Annotated in this window: 14 protein-coding genes; 4 read left to right on the forward strand and 10 right to left on the reverse strand. The window is 55.4% G+C overall.

The window, feature by feature from the left end:
• Window positions 1–48: 48 nt before the first annotated feature.
• From AC16KF_RS07030 to AC16KF_RS07055, 6 genes are all read right to left on the reverse strand, one after another.
• A complete protein-coding gene (locus AC16KF_RS07030; protein ID WP_484036595.1) occupies window positions 49–2,136 on the reverse strand; it encodes a hypothetical protein in 2,088 nt (695 codons plus the stop codon).
• Between the two features lie 24 nt (window positions 2,137–2,160).
• The gene (locus AC16KF_RS07035; protein ID WP_484036596.1) at window positions 2,161–3,045 is read right to left on the reverse strand and encodes a glycerophosphodiester phosphodiesterase family protein; all 885 of its coding nucleotides are present in this window, start codon (window positions 3,043–3,045) and stop codon (window positions 2,161–2,163) included.
• 6 nt (window positions 3,046–3,051) lie between these two features.
• On the reverse strand, window positions 3,052–3,561 hold the full coding sequence (locus tag AC16KF_RS07040; RefSeq protein ID WP_484036597.1) for a hypothetical protein: 510 nt from the start codon (window positions 3,559–3,561) through the stop codon (window positions 3,052–3,054).
• Window positions 3,562–3,621: 60 nt separating this feature from the next.
• A complete protein-coding gene (locus AC16KF_RS07045) occupies window positions 3,622–4,503 on the reverse strand; it encodes a GNAT family N-acetyltransferase (RefSeq protein ID WP_484036598.1) in 882 nt (293 codons plus the stop codon).
• 24 nt (window positions 4,504–4,527) lie between these two features.
• A complete protein-coding gene (locus tag AC16KF_RS07050; RefSeq protein WP_484036599.1) occupies window positions 4,528–5,220 on the reverse strand; it encodes a hypothetical protein in 693 nt (230 codons plus the stop codon).
• 100 nt (window positions 5,221–5,320) lie between these two features.
• Complete coding sequence (locus AC16KF_RS07055) at window positions 5,321–5,491, reverse strand: hypothetical protein (protein ID WP_484036600.1); 171 nt, start codon at window positions 5,489–5,491, stop codon at window positions 5,321–5,323.
• A gap of 265 nt (window positions 5,492–5,756) precedes the next feature.
• Between AC16KF_RS07055 and pdhA the strand changes: the two genes are divergently transcribed.
• From pdhA to AC16KF_RS07070, 3 genes are all read left to right on the forward strand, one after another.
• Window positions 5,757–6,716, forward strand: a complete 960-nt coding sequence (gene pdhA, locus AC16KF_RS07060) for a pyruvate dehydrogenase (acetyl-transferring) E1 component subunit alpha (protein ID WP_484036601.1) — start codon at window positions 5,757–5,759, stop codon at window positions 6,714–6,716.
• A gap of 108 nt (window positions 6,717–6,824) precedes the next feature.
• Window positions 6,825–7,799 carry an alpha-ketoacid dehydrogenase subunit beta gene (locus tag AC16KF_RS07065; protein WP_484036602.1) on the forward strand — a complete coding sequence of 325 codons (975 nt, stop codon included), beginning with the start codon at window positions 6,825–6,827 and terminating at the stop codon, window positions 7,797–7,799.
• Window positions 7,799–9,088 carry a dihydrolipoamide acetyltransferase family protein gene (locus AC16KF_RS07070; RefSeq protein WP_484036603.1) on the forward strand — a complete coding sequence of 430 codons (1,290 nt, stop codon included), beginning with the start codon at window positions 7,799–7,801 and terminating at the stop codon, window positions 9,086–9,088. Before AC16KF_RS07065 ends, AC16KF_RS07070 begins: the two co-directional genes overlap by 1 nt.
• A 42-nt stretch (window positions 9,089–9,130) precedes the next feature.
• Here AC16KF_RS07070 and AC16KF_RS07075 read toward each other — a convergent pair whose 3' ends face one another.
• From AC16KF_RS07075 to AC16KF_RS07090, 4 genes are read right to left on the reverse strand one after another with little or no spacing between them, the layout of a single operon-like run.
• Complete coding sequence (locus AC16KF_RS07075) at window positions 9,131–9,484, reverse strand: hypothetical protein (protein WP_484036604.1); 354 nt, start codon at window positions 9,482–9,484, stop codon at window positions 9,131–9,133.
• 6 nt (window positions 9,485–9,490) lie between these two features.
• A complete protein-coding gene (locus AC16KF_RS07080) occupies window positions 9,491–10,024 on the reverse strand; it encodes a hypothetical protein (RefSeq protein WP_484036605.1) in 534 nt (177 codons plus the stop codon).
• On the reverse strand, window positions 10,021–11,331 hold the full coding sequence (locus AC16KF_RS07085; protein ID WP_484036606.1) for an NBR1-Ig-like domain-containing protein: 1,311 nt from the start codon (window positions 11,329–11,331) through the stop codon (window positions 10,021–10,023). Before AC16KF_RS07085 ends, AC16KF_RS07080 begins: the two co-directional genes overlap by 4 nt.
• A 14-nt stretch (window positions 11,332–11,345) precedes the next feature.
• A complete protein-coding gene (locus tag AC16KF_RS07090; protein WP_484036607.1) occupies window positions 11,346–13,349 on the reverse strand; it encodes an Ig-like domain-containing protein in 2,004 nt (667 codons plus the stop codon).
• Window positions 13,350–13,550: 201 nt separating this feature from the next.
• On the opposite strand from AC16KF_RS07090, the gene AC16KF_RS07095 reads away from it, so the two are divergent.
• A complete protein-coding gene (locus AC16KF_RS07095; RefSeq protein WP_484036608.1) occupies window positions 13,551–16,367 on the forward strand; it encodes a tetratricopeptide repeat protein in 2,817 nt (938 codons plus the stop codon).
• The last annotated feature ends 3 nt before the right edge of the window (window positions 16,368–16,370 follow it).

Below are 16,370 nucleotides of genomic sequence, written 5' to 3' on the forward strand. Positions count from 1 at the left end.
CTCCTCAGCGCTCTTTGTTTACATCTCTATCTGTTTCCTTGCCTACTTTTACTCCGGCGCGCTGACCGTCAGCGTCTCGATATCCACAATGACCGGTAAGGTCTGCGGCGACCAGATCGAAAGCCCAATCTTGCCGTCTGTGAGACCTAAATAGGTATCTTCAAACTCGCCCACGAGTTCGCCGTTGACCGAAAGGCTGATCGTTTTGCCTTTGCACGTCAGGGTGTAGACATTGGTGGAAGGACCGGAACGGATGGCAGACGATTCGCCTGTGAGCACCTCGTTGTACCCCTGGCTGACAAGCCCCACGCTATCCACCACATAAATGGCGAACCTCTGCGAGTTGGAAATCTGGGCTTCATACCAACCGACATTGCTGTAGCGACAGATCAAACCCACCCCGTTGGAGTTGTTGCCTCGGTTTGTCGCCACCGCTTCCACTTTAACGTCTGAATACGAGAAGGCGTCGTTGATGAGATAGTATTGCCCGACCCGGTCGTCCACTTGCAACAGTTGAAGCGGAAGCACGCCGCGATCCACGACCGGTGGAATCACCATCCGTGAGTCTCCGCTGGTCATAAAGGTAGACCATTTGGTGAGATCGGTATTGAATTCATCCACATAAAACGGATTCAGCGTCGGTGTGGGGCTTTCCGCTGGTTCTGTCGTGGGAGTGTCTTGCGCTTCTGGTGTTGAGGTCGATGGGTTCGAGGGGACAGAGGGGATGGTGGACGGTTGTGTGGCTCCCGCCAGTTCGGTGGCGGTGGCTTGCGGCGGTTCAGTGGATGGGACCGCATTCGATTGTGTCTGTGTCCCAAAACGCGCCGAGACAAAACCCAATAACGCGATCAACACCACGGCGTTTACCGCGATCCCCACAAAGTGACTGGGTTTCATGAACTCGTTTCGGCTTCTGCGGCGGCGATACCAAGCCAGACCAAACCCGGCGATCATGGTCGCCGCCAGAATCGGGTAGCTACGGATGGCGAGTAAGCGGACATCATCCTGGAGTGTGGCAAATTGAAAGATGCCGCTTGCCGCGAACAACATGATGGCGATACAAATAAGGGTGACGGCGAGGGAGCGAATACCGTTGAGTCCGCGCGCGTCTTCGATGGTCTTCACCTCCGCGCGGACGAACCACAGCGCGGCGAGCAAGGTCGGCAACCAGATGATCTGCAAGGCAAGGTTGCCGGAGGCAAAAAAGTACGCGTCGGAGGTAAAGAAATATCTGGCGTAATAACTTGCCCAAATCGCCAAACTCAACGGTGAAAAGTAATAACACTGGGTATAAAAACTTTCCTTGAGCGTATCTTCGCCGATGGCGGTAATAAAGAGCCGCGTGGCAAGGGCAAAGAAAAGCGGGGGTAGCATGAGGGCAATCGCGAGGAAGAGCGTATTCTCTCGTTGCACCGAGGAGGTGAACGATTCGAGCCCCTCCGGGTTGGCGGCTTCTGTATCTTTGGTTCGCTCCTCATTAGAGATCACGATCGGGTCGTCCAGTTTGACTGGAACGATCACCCGCAACGTGGATGGGTGGATCTCGGTAACAATCCCTTGCTGGCTCGCCGCGTCGAACTTATCAGGATCAAACTTGCCAGCCGATACAGCGACCAGATACTCGCCGGGGTCCTGGAACGTAAACAGGAACTTATCTTTGACCGTGTTGTCATCGATCTCCTCGATAAAGTTGACAGGTCCCTGCGGATAATGGATTTCGGTTTTGATGACCTGGTTGCCACTCCCCGTTGAGGCAGAACCCACCCTCGATACCGTCCAGGTGTGAAAATAATCCATTTCCTTGGAGGAAGAGCGGAAATCCGTTCGCACTTCAAACGAAAGGACGCGGTCTGTGGTGGGTTGCGTTTCGGCGGGCGAACTGATCGACGCGCCGAACGTCGGTAGTAGGTTAAACGCCACCGCTGGAATCAGCGCGACCACCAGTAACAGGATGATGGGGGAAATATATTCGTCGAACGGCGTTTGATCTTTCTCCAACTCCTCCTTCACATAGTCCGGCGCCCAGGCGGGGTTGAGCGTGATCTTTACCAACGTCTTGGGGACGAGGATGAACCACATCAGGATCTTGTAAATCAATTTTTCAATATCGAGAAAGAAACTGAAAATACTTTTCATATGTGTCTCCAGTTAGGGCGGTTCTTATTTTCCCAGCGCTTCGACCAGCAGGTCGGGTCTGTCGGTAATGATACCATCCACGCCCCATTCGATGTACAGTTTCATCAGCTCGGGGTCGTCCACTGTCCATGGTTCGACGCGGATGTTCTTGGCGTGCGACTCGCGCACGAATCGTTCGGTCATGATCTGGATGCCCAGCGACTCTTCGGGGTCCCAGGGCGGTTGGATCGTTTGAAAGCGCGGCAAATAAAACCCCCAGAGAAAAACCTTTCCCAGCAAAACATAATTTCTCACCTCGGTGCGCGAAGCGGACGTCGCTACTTCGGGACATGTGGCGCGGAAGTTTTTCATTGCCTCATCGTGGAATGAACCGATCAGCGCTTTATCCTGCATGTTGTATTGGCGGATCAAATCGCACAACGGTTTGTCGATCGGGTTATTTGTCAACTTGATCTCGATCACATAACGCATCTGTGGAAACCGTTGGAAGACCTCTTCCAATGTCGGCGCTTGGATTCCCTGCCCGCGATACGGAAAAGTTTTCCCGTCATCTATTGACCAGCCATACGCTGCGTCGAGCCGTTTCAACTCTTCAAGAGTTTTGTCTTCGATCAGCCCTGCGCCATCGGTGGTGCGATCCACTTCTTCGTCGTGCATCAACACGATGTGACCGTCCTTCGTGATGTGCGCGTCCATCTCAAGGACGTCTGCTCCAATCTGGACGGCTTGTTCAAACGCGAACATGGTGTCGCCGGGCCACACGCCGTCTCCGCCCTGATGCGCGATGACCAGCGTGCGCGGGACGCCATCGTAATATCGCGTGGGCGGCGCCTTCGGGTTGACGATCACCGACGCGACGAGCGCGAGAAAAAGAACCGCGAGAAACGCTTTGAATTTTCTAGACTTCATCTGCGCCTAAAATACCAGAAACCGCGCCATCGCCATGAAAAGCACTGACAGGATCAGTGAAATCGATGCAATGCGCGAATACAATCCCTGACGTCTTTGCAGCATTTGAAGTTGAGTCATTTGCTCAGCCGAAGGTTTGCCCTGCATCTGCCCGCCAAGATTGACTAACGCATTCGTTGTGCGGCCGATCAGGATTCCGAAGACGAATCCAACCGCCCCGAAGAATGAACCGAGTCCGAATCCGGTGCCCACGCTCGACATCATCCACGCGGATTGGAATCCGCTTGAATCGATCCAGTACAGCCACGCCCCGGCCAGAGCCGTCAACCCCGCCGCGATGGACATGCGTGTGGTGAACTTCAAATTCTTCACGAGGTGCGCGACGAATTTCGGTCCGCCTTCGCCGATGGCTCCCAGCGTGGGCGCGATAAAGAACGTCATCATCAACACGCCACCTACCCAAAACACGCCCGCGCCGATGTGAATGATACGCAAGATGAGATGAAGATAGTCCATTTTGTCTCCTTTGTGTTTCACTGGTAGAACACCACAGCGAAAGGATACGATGCTGTGAGTTTATCCGTTCCGCCAGAGGTAACGGTTAATGCGGAGATTCGTCAGGCGAAAACCAATCCGTTCATAGACTTTGATGCCCATTTCAGTAGAAAACAATACGGCATATTTGTGCCCGTCTTTGTCGCGCGTTTCGAGCAATGGTTTGAGCGTGATCGCCGCGCCGATACCTTTCCCCTGCGCGGAGGGTATCGTCGCCACTGCATAGACGCTGGCAACACCCGCGCCGTTGAAAAGCATATTGGTCGCAACGGGGCTTCCGTTCAAATATCCAACGAACATCCTCCAGCGAGTTTTGCCGATGCCGATCTTCAGCGTTGCGTCCACCCATGCCTGCCCTGCCCATTCGGGAATCGCATAGGTTTCCACAAATACGTTCTTGAAATCGTATAGTTGCGTTTCGTTTTCGACCTCGTTGATCGCAAAGCCTGGCGGCGTTTTTGCGAGAATCGTTTCGTTCATCTTGCTCAGTTCGGCAACCATGCAGGGAGAACCTTGTTCTGTGGAAAGAATCCCTTTTGCGAGTTCCTGAGTTTGTTCTGCCATCGAGAGCAAACCGCGCTGGGCAAGTCGTTCTTCTAAATCTTTGGGTGTCGTGCCTCCGCCTGTCCACCAAAAGAAAAAGGGAGCGTTTTGCTCTTTGAACCACGCGATGGTCTCGTCGATGGCCGCGTCTACTTCCTTTTCTGACAATCTTGTTTTCCATACTCCTTTGAACATGGGATTGGACGGAAACGAAAGATGACGCGATAGTGTTTCGTTTTCGATCAATTTTCCGTCGGGCAGGTCGTTTGCCATGGCGCGAAACAAGTCGTACAGATTCTCGAACACTGCCAGACCGAGTTGCTCGTCCGTTGCGTTTTGGAGAATGTTCTCTGTTGTCATGTTGTTTTCCCTTTTGTAAATAAACTATCTGAACGCCTGCGCGATCAAACTGCCTATCAGTCCCAGCCAATACGCGGACGTGTAGTAGATGAACATAGGCTGTTTGCCTCTTCGCCAGAGCAAGAATGCCGCAACGATGGCGAGTAATGCGACGATATACAAATCCAAACCAATGGTTTCAAAACCGAGGTTTGCCATCACGCCCAAGCCTAAGAAGAGCGAGTTCAACAATAGCAGGGCGATGTCGCCGCCTTTGACCTCTCCTTGATGCGGAAAGATATTTTGCACAAACAGGATCGCCGCGTTGACCATGATGAACCCTGCGAAAAACAACCAGTGACTAAATTCGCCATCGTTGAAGATGACGATGCGGCACAGGTCGCTCGTCGTATCCTCTAAACAGAAGCGGAAGTGCAGGTAATTTCCCAATTCATGGAAGCCGTAACTCACAGCAGAGAGGAATACCCCGATGAAGAAAACTAAATTCCATGCCATGTGCGCGCGTCCCTCGCGGGCAGGGGAGTTGTATTCGAGCGTTTTCTTCAGCAAATATCCCGCCACCATGCTGGCCAACGCGACGATGACGTTGTTCAAGTCCACCCAGCGGAGGAATTCGTTCGGCAGAACATACCCGTTGAACCAGTCTGTGAGGCGGTTGAATGAGACAAAGATCGCAAGCAGAGATTGAACGCCGAGCAAAATATGGATGCGCTCCATTGTTTCTCCTTTGCTGTAAACATCCTGCTGTTCGATTGTATCCCAAAATAAAAACTCCCCGCATTATGCGAGGAGTCTGTGATCCGCCTGAGCCAATTAATTATATGCCGTCGACGAGCAAGCCGAGGGCGAGAACGGCAAAGCCGGCAAAGGCGAGCCAGAATGCATAACCAGCCAGGGCGCCAACGACGCCAATGCCGCCGAGCAGACCGAGCAAACCGAGAACAACGCCGATCCAGAAAGTGATCGTTTTAGGGGGTGAAAGTTTCATTCTCTTCTCCTTGAATTGAAAGTGATAAGTGATATGGCGGGTCACTGCTTTGTTTATAACAAAAAACGGAGAAGAATTCAATGGTCGCGCCGGAATTGCGTAAAGGATCTTCGCGCAAGCGCAATATACTCGGAGGGGAAAACATCGTAAGAAACCCTGATATAATGCCGTTCGGAATTACGAGAACCACAACGCCAGAGGCTCTCTGGTGTTGTTTTTGTGTAAGCCCCAAAACGCGAGATCTTAATCCAGTGGAGCACAATCAATGAAGAAAGAACAGCAATTAGATATGTATCACCAAATGGTGCTAATTCGCCGCGTGGAAGAACGCGGCGCGGAACTGTACCAGGCGGGCAAGATCGGCGGTTTCATGCACTTGTATATCGGGCAGGAAGCCGTGTCAACCGGTTTGATCGCGGCGCGCGAACCGCGCGACCGCGTCATCACCGCCTACCGCGATCACGGCGTCGCCATCAATTGCGGGCTTTCCGCCGATGAAGTGATGGCGGAATTACTCGGCAAAGCAACCGGGATGTCGAAGGGCAAGGGCGGCTCGATGCACATGGCAAGCGTGGAAAAAAACATGTGGGGCGGGCATGCCATCGTGGGTGGGCATTTACCCATCGCGGCGGGACTCGCCCTCGGCGACCAATATGCAAAAAACGACAACGTGACCATTTGTATGTTCGGCGATGGCGCGACCAACATCGGCTACTTCCACGAAGCGTTGAATTTAGCGAAGACCTGGGGCTTGCGCGTGTTGTGGGTGTGCGAGAACAATCAATACGGCATGGGCACATCGGTGGAACGCGCCTCGGCTGTTTCCGATATCCGCCAAAAAGCCGAAGGGTACGCCATGAAGAATGCGGAAGTCAACGGCATGGATGTGATGGCTGTCTATGAAGCGGCAAAAGAGGCGATACGGTACGTTCGCAAGGAAGGTCAGCCCTATTTTCTGGAGGTGGATACCTATCGTTTCCGCGGACATTCGATGGGCGACCCCGAACGTTATCGCAAAGCGGAAGAGGTCAAGCAATGGCAGGAAAACGACCCCATCGGTATTTTCAACAAATATCTATTGGACACGAAGGCATCCACCCGCAAGGGTTTGGATGAGATCGAAGCCCGCGTGGAAGAGGAAGTGAACAAGGCGGTTGAATTCGCCGAGACTTCCCCCGAACCCGCGTTGGAAGAATTGTTTACGAACGTTTATGTCGAAAATTAAACACAAAGGTCACAAAGTACTCAAAGGAAAACCCAAGGAAATGCAATTCGCTCGTCAGTTGTCCAACCTTGGTGTTCTTCGCGTCCTTTGTGGTTAAAGGATTTACACATGGCAAAAATTACAATGCGCGAGGCGATCTCGCAAGCCCTCATGGAAGAAATGGACCGCGATCCCGCCGTCTTCATTATGGGCGAGGAAGTGGGCGTGTGGGGCGGCACGTACGCGGTGACCAAAGGTTTTTACGATAAGTACGGCGCGGACAGAGTGAAAGATACGCCCATCGCGGAAAATGCGATTGTCGGCGCGGCGATCGGCGCGGCGATGGTGGGACAGCGTCCGATTGCGGAATTGATGACGATCAACTTCGCTTTTTCGGCGATGGATTACATCGTCAACCAAGCGCCCAAGTTGCATTACATGTTTGGCGGACAGTTCACCGTCCCGTTGGTGATTCGCGCCGTCGGCGGAGGCGGACGTCAACTCGGCGCGACGCACTCGCAAACGCCCGATGCGATCTTCGCGCATTTCCCCGGTCTTAAGGTCGTGTCGCCGGGGACGCCGGAAGATGCCAAAGGATTACTGAAATCAGCCATCAGGTCGAATGACCCGATTCTGTTTATCGAACACGCCACCATGTATCAAGTGCGCGGCGAGGTTCCCGAAGGCGAGTATCTCATCCCGATTGGAAAATCCAAAGTGCAGCGCGCGGGCAAAGACCTCACCATCGTCACGTATTGCAAAGGTCTCGAACTTTCGATGAAAGCCGCGGATGAATTATCCAAAGAAGGAATCGAAGCGGAGATCGTTGACTTGCGCACACTGCGCCCGCTCGATATGGAACCCGTTCTCGAATCGTTCAAGAAAACGAATCGCGCGATTGTCGTCGAAGAAGGATGGAAATCCTACGGCGTGGGCAGTGAGATCGTGAGTCGCATGTACGAAGAAGCATTCGATTATGTTGATGCGCCTATCATCCGCGTTGCACAAAAAGAAGTTCCGCTTCCATATAATCGCGCGCTCGAACAAGCCGCATTGCCGCAAGTGCCAGACATCATCGCCGCGGCAAAGGAGGTCTTGCGATAATGGCTGAAACGATCAACATGCCCAAACTTGGTTTCGACATGGCGGAAGGCACGCTCGTCCGCTGGGTGAAACAGGTTGGCGAAAATATCAACAAGGGTGATGTGCTTGCCGAGATCGAAACCGACAAAGCCACCGTTGAAGTGGAGTCGCCTGCGGGCGGCGTTGTTCTGCAACTCATCGTCAATCAAGGCGATGTTGTGCCGGTGAATGCGCCGATTGCGGTGGTGGGAGCGGCGGGAGAAAAGATTAGTGATCAGTCATCGGTGAGCAGTAGGCAGTCGAAAGTGGAAAGTGGAAAGAAGAAAGAGGAAAGTGTGGCGGATGAAAAGCCGGTTCAATCTACGGGGCAATCTGCTTCAGTTCCCTCGACAGTTTCCACGCCTCAAGCATCGTCCATCGTCCATGGTCAATCGCCAGAGATCAAAGCGTCGCCTCTTGCGAAGAAGATCGCCCGCGATAACAACATCAACCTCGCCCAACTCCAGGGGACGGGTCCCGGCGGGCGCGTGGTTCGCAAAGATGTGGAATCGGTTATCAGTGGCCAGTCATCAGTGAGCAGTAAACAGTCCGCGCCATCGATTTACCAATTACCAATTACTGCCCCAGACGACGAAGTCGTGCAATTAACCAAACTCCGCCAAGCCATCGCTCGCCGCATGACGGAATCGAAAACGTCCGTTCCGCATTTCTATGTGAGCCACGAATACAACATGGGCGCGGTCATGGCGATGCGAAAACAAGTCAACGAATATTTGCCCGATAACGAAAAACTTTCGGTCAATGATTTCATCGTTAAAGCGGTTGCGCTTGCGTTGCGTGAATTCCCGAACATCAACGCGACCTTTGCGGGCGATAAAGTCGTCCGTCACGGCGCGGTGAATGTGGGAGTCGCTGTGGCTGTCACTGGCGGCTTGCTCACCGTCGTCAACAAGAACACGGATCAACTTCCATTGCGGCAAATCTCCGCCGACGTGAAGCAAAAAGTTGCGCGCGCGCGTGATGGCAAGGTCAAGCCCGATGATATCGAAGGCTCGACGTTTTCGATCAGCAACTTGGGCATGTACGATGTGGAAAACTTCATCGCCATCGTCAACCCGCCCGAAGCGGCGATCCTTGCCGTCGGTTCTGCGCGCGAGGTTCCTGTTGTGGAAAGTGGCGAGTTGAAAGTGGGCTGGCGCATGAAAGCGACTGTGTCCGTTGACCACCGCGTCAGTGATGGGGCGGAGGCGGCGCAGTTCATGCAGTCGCTGGCGAAATATCTGGAAACGCCCGCGCTGATGTTGGTGTAAAAATGTAGAACTCCGAGTTTTTCAAAAACTCGGAGTTCTTGCTTATGCTATACCGCGCGCGGTCACAAATTGCGGTTTTATAGGACTGACGCAGTTGAACCTGTTGCGCCATAGTTGCGCTGCGGCGGCGGCAGTACAACTGCCCGCCAACTGCGTAAGTCCTGTTTTATAAAAAGGAAAAGCAGAATTCTCTACCATACATGAGAAGATTTTTACCGCAAAGCACGCTAAGGTCGCCAGGTTAAAAAGGTTTTCTTTGCGTTCTTTGCGGGTGTCGCATGGCGCCATGGCGACACTTAGCGGTGCACATGTACGGTAGAGAGAAGCAGAATAAACAGGCTGAAAAATCTTTTTTTCAAGTTGTCTCTCCGTTGATGCCATCGCGCGAATGGGCATGGCGCCTTATTTCACCATCAACCAGATTCCCGCCGCCAATGCGATCAGGCTGATGGCGATATTGATCAGCCCGCGCGCGCGATATCCAAGGTCGACGGCTCCGCTTCTTTCTTCGGGACGTCTGCCGCTGCCGGCGATCAAGCGGATCAGCCCGAAGAGCAGGGTGAAAAAGCCAAAGGCGACGAGCAGGATGCCCCATCCGCGCGAAGACCCAACCAAGCCTGCGAGATAGCCGCCTGCCGTGCCGGGACTCGCCCATTCGAGAAAGGCGTACAACGTAACGCCCGCCCCAAACAGGAAGATGATCACGCCGAACAATCGCGCGGGCAACCCGGAAAAATATTCGCGCCTGCTGTGCCGCCGGTTGAACAGCCTGATCTCGCCATTGGCGAACGTTTCGATTCCCAGCAGAACGCCGAAGGAGCCGAAGAGTCCCAGCGCAAGCGGAATGAGATGCGGCATGTTGAACTCTTCGGCGGCATACGCCATTCCGCCAGCGACGACGAACACAGGGACAGCCAGTTTGTCGGCGATGTTCATGGAGCGCGGCACTCGTAGATCGGAACCACGCCGGGAATCTCCGCCCAATTACAGCCATTGGAGATACAGGCGCGTTTGTCGGTGTATTGCGAGCAGGAGGGGGTCGAGCCGCCTCCGCAGGCTTGCGCGGTAATGTCGGAAAATACCGGCGTGCGGATGGACGTACCGCCGTCAGTTTGCTGGATGACGATCTGGTATTGCAGTGTTGCCGCGTCGAACGGAACCGCGCCTCCCAACGCGGACGTGGGGTTGATCGTCCGCTCGTAGAGGTCGCCGCCCGTCGGGTTCATCGCAATGCCCTGAAACTCTGTCGAGGAATTGTTTGTTTGAAAGCGATAGAATAACACGACGGCTGTGATGGCGTTAGGCGAGACAGCGCGCGCCACGAAAGTGACCTCTGTGGGTCCGCAGTTTGCGCCGCCGAGGTAGACGAGGTTCGTGGAGATGCGTTCTACTGTGATATTGCCAGCCGGAGGCGTGGGAGTTCCGGCTTGGACTACAATATCCGCATACATACTTGGCATCGAGTCTCCGCCGCCGAATGTGATGGGTATCTTGCCGCCATTCGGGGCGACTAGATTCCATGCGCCCACGTACCAGCCATCCGTCAAGGGCGCGGTTTGAGGGAGCGGGATGATAACCTGCTGACCGGGAGGCACCGGGACAGACACGAGAGAGCCGAAAGGCAAATCCAACGACACGCTCATGGGCGAGCCGCCCTCGGATGGCGACGGTCCGCCGGTAAAAACGAAACGATAGTCTGCGTTCCACACGCAAGTTCCCGTATTCTGAATCGTCCATGTTTTGGTAAATTGCTGTCCAGGCAACATGTGGGACTTCTGCAATGGGGACTCGGATACGACATCCAACTTGTCAATGCAGTCCGCTGAAGTGGGCGCGGGCGTGGAGGTTGAAGTTCCGCCCTCGATGATCAGGCTGGTCTCCGCGTAGGCGGACCAATTCCCGGCGTTATCTTGCGCGCGGAGTTGCAGAAAATATTCGCCGGGTTCGGTCACTCCGCAGTCTTGCGTGAGGGTGACGAGCGATCCGCTCGTATCGGTGCTGGGGAGGGCAAGAGCGTTCGCGCCGTTGATCGTAAGCTCGAATTGCGAAATGCCCGCCGGCGACGCGCCATGCGCGACGATGAGGCACGGGTTAGGCGGAACGTGGATCGTCCCGGGTAGAGGCGCGTCGAACCACGCTTGCGGCGCATTGGACAACCCGTTGTTTTCAGCGGAGGTTGGCGCGCATGCCGAAATCAGCGCAAGGACGAACAGGAAGATGATACATTTTTTTCTTGCGTTCATTATTTTCTCCTGCCCTATGGGGCGAAATAGTAAATATCCAATTGGAAATTGCCCAGCCCGGAGAGGCATGAGCCGGACCCATCATCATACGGATGCGGGGCGGCGGCTGGCGCGAGGATGAAGCCGTGATTGCTGGATGGATCCTTTATCCAATCAACCACCGCCTGCGTCACGCTGGCTTGATTCATGTAATTGGACATGGATGTGAGAGGAGTGTTGTACGTTAGGGACGTCAATGATGGACTGCTTGCAAAATGTATGCCCGCGCTCAGCCCGCTCCAATCTTTTTTCGCTTTGCCTATGGCGCTGATGCACGAGGCGGGTTTCGGCGCGGCTATGCCGGTGGCGCCGTAGTTCATGAATACCGTTGAAAATCGCAGATCGGCGTTTTGAACGACCGCGTTCGGCGGCAGGCTTAAACTGATATCGAATTTGACGCCTGCGGAGTAGTGTCCTTCACGATAACAGTCATCGTCATCCACGATGTACGAACCCACCAGGACCTGCCCGTTTTGGTTGCCGAAACCGTTGTTTTGATTCTTATATTTATAGGTATCTGCCCCGCCATAATCGTCGCAGTCGCCGTCTTGAATCCATTGCCCGCCGGTGGTTAGCCATTGCGCCGCCGGCGTGATCGTTACTTTTTTCGCAGCGGGCGGTTGCCCGGGACAATACGTAGCCATTTCCGAAACGCCCATACCGGGGTAATCTATGTATGCCTCCACGCCGTAGCATTTTGCTCCCCACGGCAGCGGCAGGAAGGCGACCCGCATGGCGGAGGGGTGAACGTCTGCCAGAAATTTTTTCGCTTGAGTCGCCGGGTCAATCTCATACACGCCATACCCGGCAATTTCAGTCGCGCCATATTGACAAAAGCCGGGCCAGCAGGCTTCGGGCTTCCATTCCCATTCCAAAATAATGTTTTGTTTCACCTTGGCGTTCATGATCCCGGGACATAAGAATCCCGCCACGATCGGGTCTCCATGCGCGAGGCAATCTGCCGCGTTGGAAGGTTCTCGAAGCGCGTATGGCGGAGGCACGCTGTTCACGCCTAAAAATTTATCCTCCTTGATCGGCGGGAGTTTTGGCAAGCCTTTCAACACAAATCCTTCGCCGCTGATCGTCACCTCCGCGGAAGGATTGAGAACGTCGAATTTTGATTCTCCCTGCCCGAGGAATTTCAATGCGCCGGCAAGCCAGCCCCAGCACTGCGCTTGAATGACCCCCGTTTGGTTGGGGAAGATCACATCGAATTGCGCGTACGGATTGATGTCGTCTAAAAAACGAAACGGCGGCTTCGGCATTTTTTCCCAGATGCCGTTTCCAGCGGATGTGTAGCAATACGAATCGTCAACGGGTTGTAGGGGAGTGAACGTCCATGAAATGTAGACCGGAATAAATTCCAGTCCGGCGCCTTGCCCGCCTCCCGGCGCGGACCCTCCGCCGGGCGCGCCCTGCCCGACAGGAATCTTCACCGGTTGTCCATCTGGCAGTGGGGCGTTCGGGTCAAGTTGCGGATTCGTCTTTTGTATTTCTTCAGGCGACGCGCCGTACCCCGAACCGATCTCATTTGGGGTTTGATTTTCCCCGGCAAATACCTGTATCACGCCGTTGCCCGCCGAAACATTGACGATAACGGTCTGTGAATTCCCGGTCTCGCCTTTGGCGTTGGTGGCGCGTGCGGTGAATGTGTGAATGCCGGGCGTAAATGCCTGCCACGTCCACGCGGCGGTATCCGGCGGGTTTGCCGACCCGAACGGCTTGCCATCCACGAACAGTTCGATGCCGGCGATGGAGTCGGGCGCGACAGCCTGCGCGCTGATGGAAACATAATCGCCCGCGCTCACTTCCTCTCCGCTGGCGGGAGAAGTGATGAAAACAATAATGGAAGAATCCAACGGTTCCTCGAAGGCGGGCGGGCTCGACCGTACAAGCAACAGCCCGCCCCCTCCAACAACGAGGAAGAGGACGAGCAGGATTCCCAGAAAACATCCCCAGCGGACGGATCGGTTTTTCATTGGCTTCTCCTTATGCGAATCCGCGCGAGTGACGGATGGCTCGGTAGGGACTTCGCTCCATGAAACCTGCCAACCGCTCCCGTCCTTTTTGCGAACCAACTTTCGGTACACGCGCCGCGTTTGCATTACGCTCAGAATAGCAAATCACATGCAAAACCACATGACATAATTTTCCAGTTTTCTTCGGTTTATAATTTCCGCATGAAGAAAAATCAGATAAGATCCGACCGAATAAGCGGGGAGTCTGATGATTTCGGCTCGTTCCTGAAATATCTTCGTTTGCGCGCCGGGTTGGGTCAGCGCGATCTCGGCATCGCGGTTGGTTACGGCGAGGCGCAAATTTCGCGCCTTGAACACAATCATCGCCTGCCCGATCTCGAAATGGTGCGCGCGCGATTCATTCCCGCGCTGGAGTTGGACGATCAGCCTGAATTGGCGAAGCGACTCGTCGAATTAGCGCGCCGGTCTTTGCAGGCAGGCGATGAGGATGAGTCTCAGGTGGAAGAGATGGGGATATTGGAGGCGATCCCCTCAACGATGGGCTCGCAGGTCGCTCGCCAGTCTGTGGCAGATTCGATTCAAGGCGCGCTGGAGCGAAACCGCGTTGTTTTAGTGTATGGGTTTCCCGGCGTCGGAAAAAGCGCGCTCTGCGGCGCGATCATGAGACGCGCGTACGAGTCGAAACAGCCGGTGTTCTGGCATACGGCTCACAGGGCAGACCCTGCGCCGTTTGAAACGCTCCTGCGGCAATTGGCGTTGTTCCTCGTGGCGCAAGGGGTCGAAGACGCCGCGCTGTGGATCCAGCCGGGCGGGCTTCCCATCGAAGCGGCGCTCTCGTCTCTTGCGGAGCATCTGCGTTCTTTACAACCTCTTGTCTGCGTGGATGAATTTCATCATCTCGCCGCTCGCGAGCAAGCGGTTGCGATGACCGAGAAGCTGATCGGCGAAAGCCGCTCGCGCTTCCTGTTCGCTTCGCGCGAGCGCGTTGCGATCGCGGGCGCCGAGGCGATCCTGTTGACCGGGATGAGCGAAAAAGAATCGCGCGAATTGGCGAAGTCGCTCGATGTGTCGCTTGCCGACGATGCGTTCCATTCCCTGTTCGAGATCACGCAGGGCAACCCGATGATGTTGAAGTTGGCGAGCCAAGCCATTCGGCGCGAGCCCGCGCATACGGATCAATTCCTGCGCGCGCTTTCCACACAGCGCGAAGTCGCATCTTTTCTTGTGGAGAATGCCCTGCAAGGACTCCCGCCCTCCGCATTGAACCTCCTTTCGTTGATCTCGATTTTCAGGCAACCCGTCAACCTGCTCGATATTGACATCGTCCAACGCTTGCGCGAGGCGGAGTTGGCGACAGCGTTGGACGAGGCGTTGTCTGTGTTGCAAAAACGACAATTCTTCGATAACCCTGTCGAAGCGCGGCTGCACCCGCTTTTGAAGGAACATCTCGAAGCGATCTTGAACGCGCGCCCGGAATTACACCGCGCGCTTCACGAACTCGCGGCGCGACATCTCCGCGCGGTTGCCCCGCATTCGCTGGAAGCGCTCCATCATCTTACGCAGGCGAACGACGCGCCGGAGGTGTTGCAATACGTTCGGTCTGCGCATCTGCATTGGGATTCGACCGGGCAGGGCGAGTACGCCGCCGATCTGATCGCCTCCATGTTGAATCGAACTCGCAACACTCCCGCGTGGAACGCTCCACTGGAAGCGCAACTCCTTTCCTATCGCGGTCAACTGCTGATGAGCGGACGACGAGCCGCCGAAGCCGAGGCAGATTTTCGTCAGGCGTTGTCGCTTGCCAACGCGGCAGACGCTTTGCCGCCGGAGCGCTTCTCGATCTCTTTGCGACTCGCCCGATTCTTGTTACAGCGCGGGAAAGCGGCGGAGGCGGATCAACTGTGCGACGAAGCCGAACGTATCGCCGCCTCGAATCCGGATCCCAGCCTGCTCGCCGAGGCGTATGCCGTTCGCTGCACCTTGAGGCTGATCCAATCGCGCTTCGACGACGCGGCAGGGCTTGCCCAGCGCGCGCTCGATCTCGCCGAACCGCTGGAACATACTCACATCCAACTCGTGGCGGGCGCGCGGACCATGGCTTACAACACGCTGGGTATCGTCTCGCACATCCGGCGCGACATCCCCGCCGCGCTCGCCCATTGGCGCAATGCGGAAGACGCCGCGCTGTTGGCGGGCAATCTGCGCACGGCGTTTCGCATCAAAGGCAATATCGGCGGTTTGCGCTTCGATCAAGGCGAACTCGACGACGCCCGCCAAACGTATGAGGAAATTCTGGATGCGACGCAAGCGCTGGGCGATATCTTTGCGCTCGGAAAAATCTTGAACGCGCTCGGCGCGATCTATCATTTGCAAGCGCGTCCCGCCGAGGCGTTGGAACTTTTAGACAAGGCGAGAAAATTGAAGCGGTTGATCGGCGATGCGCAAGGCGAGGCGACCACCGACAACCAGCGCGCGCAAGTTCTGCTCGGAACCGGACGCGCCGCAGAGGCGCGGCAAGTTATGGAACGCCTGCTCAAACAAACCGAAGAGACCGGCGAAACGCGCTGGCGCGCGTCTTACCTCGACACCTTGGGGATGATCCTGCTGGGGTTGGGAGAATTCGATGAGGCGCGTCTGCGGCTGGAGGAGGCATCGTCGCTCCCCGGCGCCGCGGCAGACCCGCAACTCAACACATACCTTCGCAATCACCTCGCGCTTGCGTGTTTGGGTCTCGAGGAGGCTGTGGAAGCGGAAGAGGTATTGACCAAAACAGAAGGTATGCTGAATGACGGCATGGTCGCGCTGGAAAGCCGTCTGGTTCATGCGCTGGTCTTGTCGGCGCGCGGCAGGCAGGCGAATGCGCTCGCCGCGCTGAAATCCATTGAAGAAGACGCAACGCGCCAAACGCTGTGCTTTTTTGCCGGCATGGCGCGCCATGCGCGCGAAGCGATCAAAGATGGGAATTCGATCGGTCACTGTGTTTCTGTGTTGGTTTGCGGCGGGGCATTGGAGAACTAATTG

The sequence above is a fragment of the Candidatus Defluviilinea gracilis genome (genome assembly GCF_057138825.1).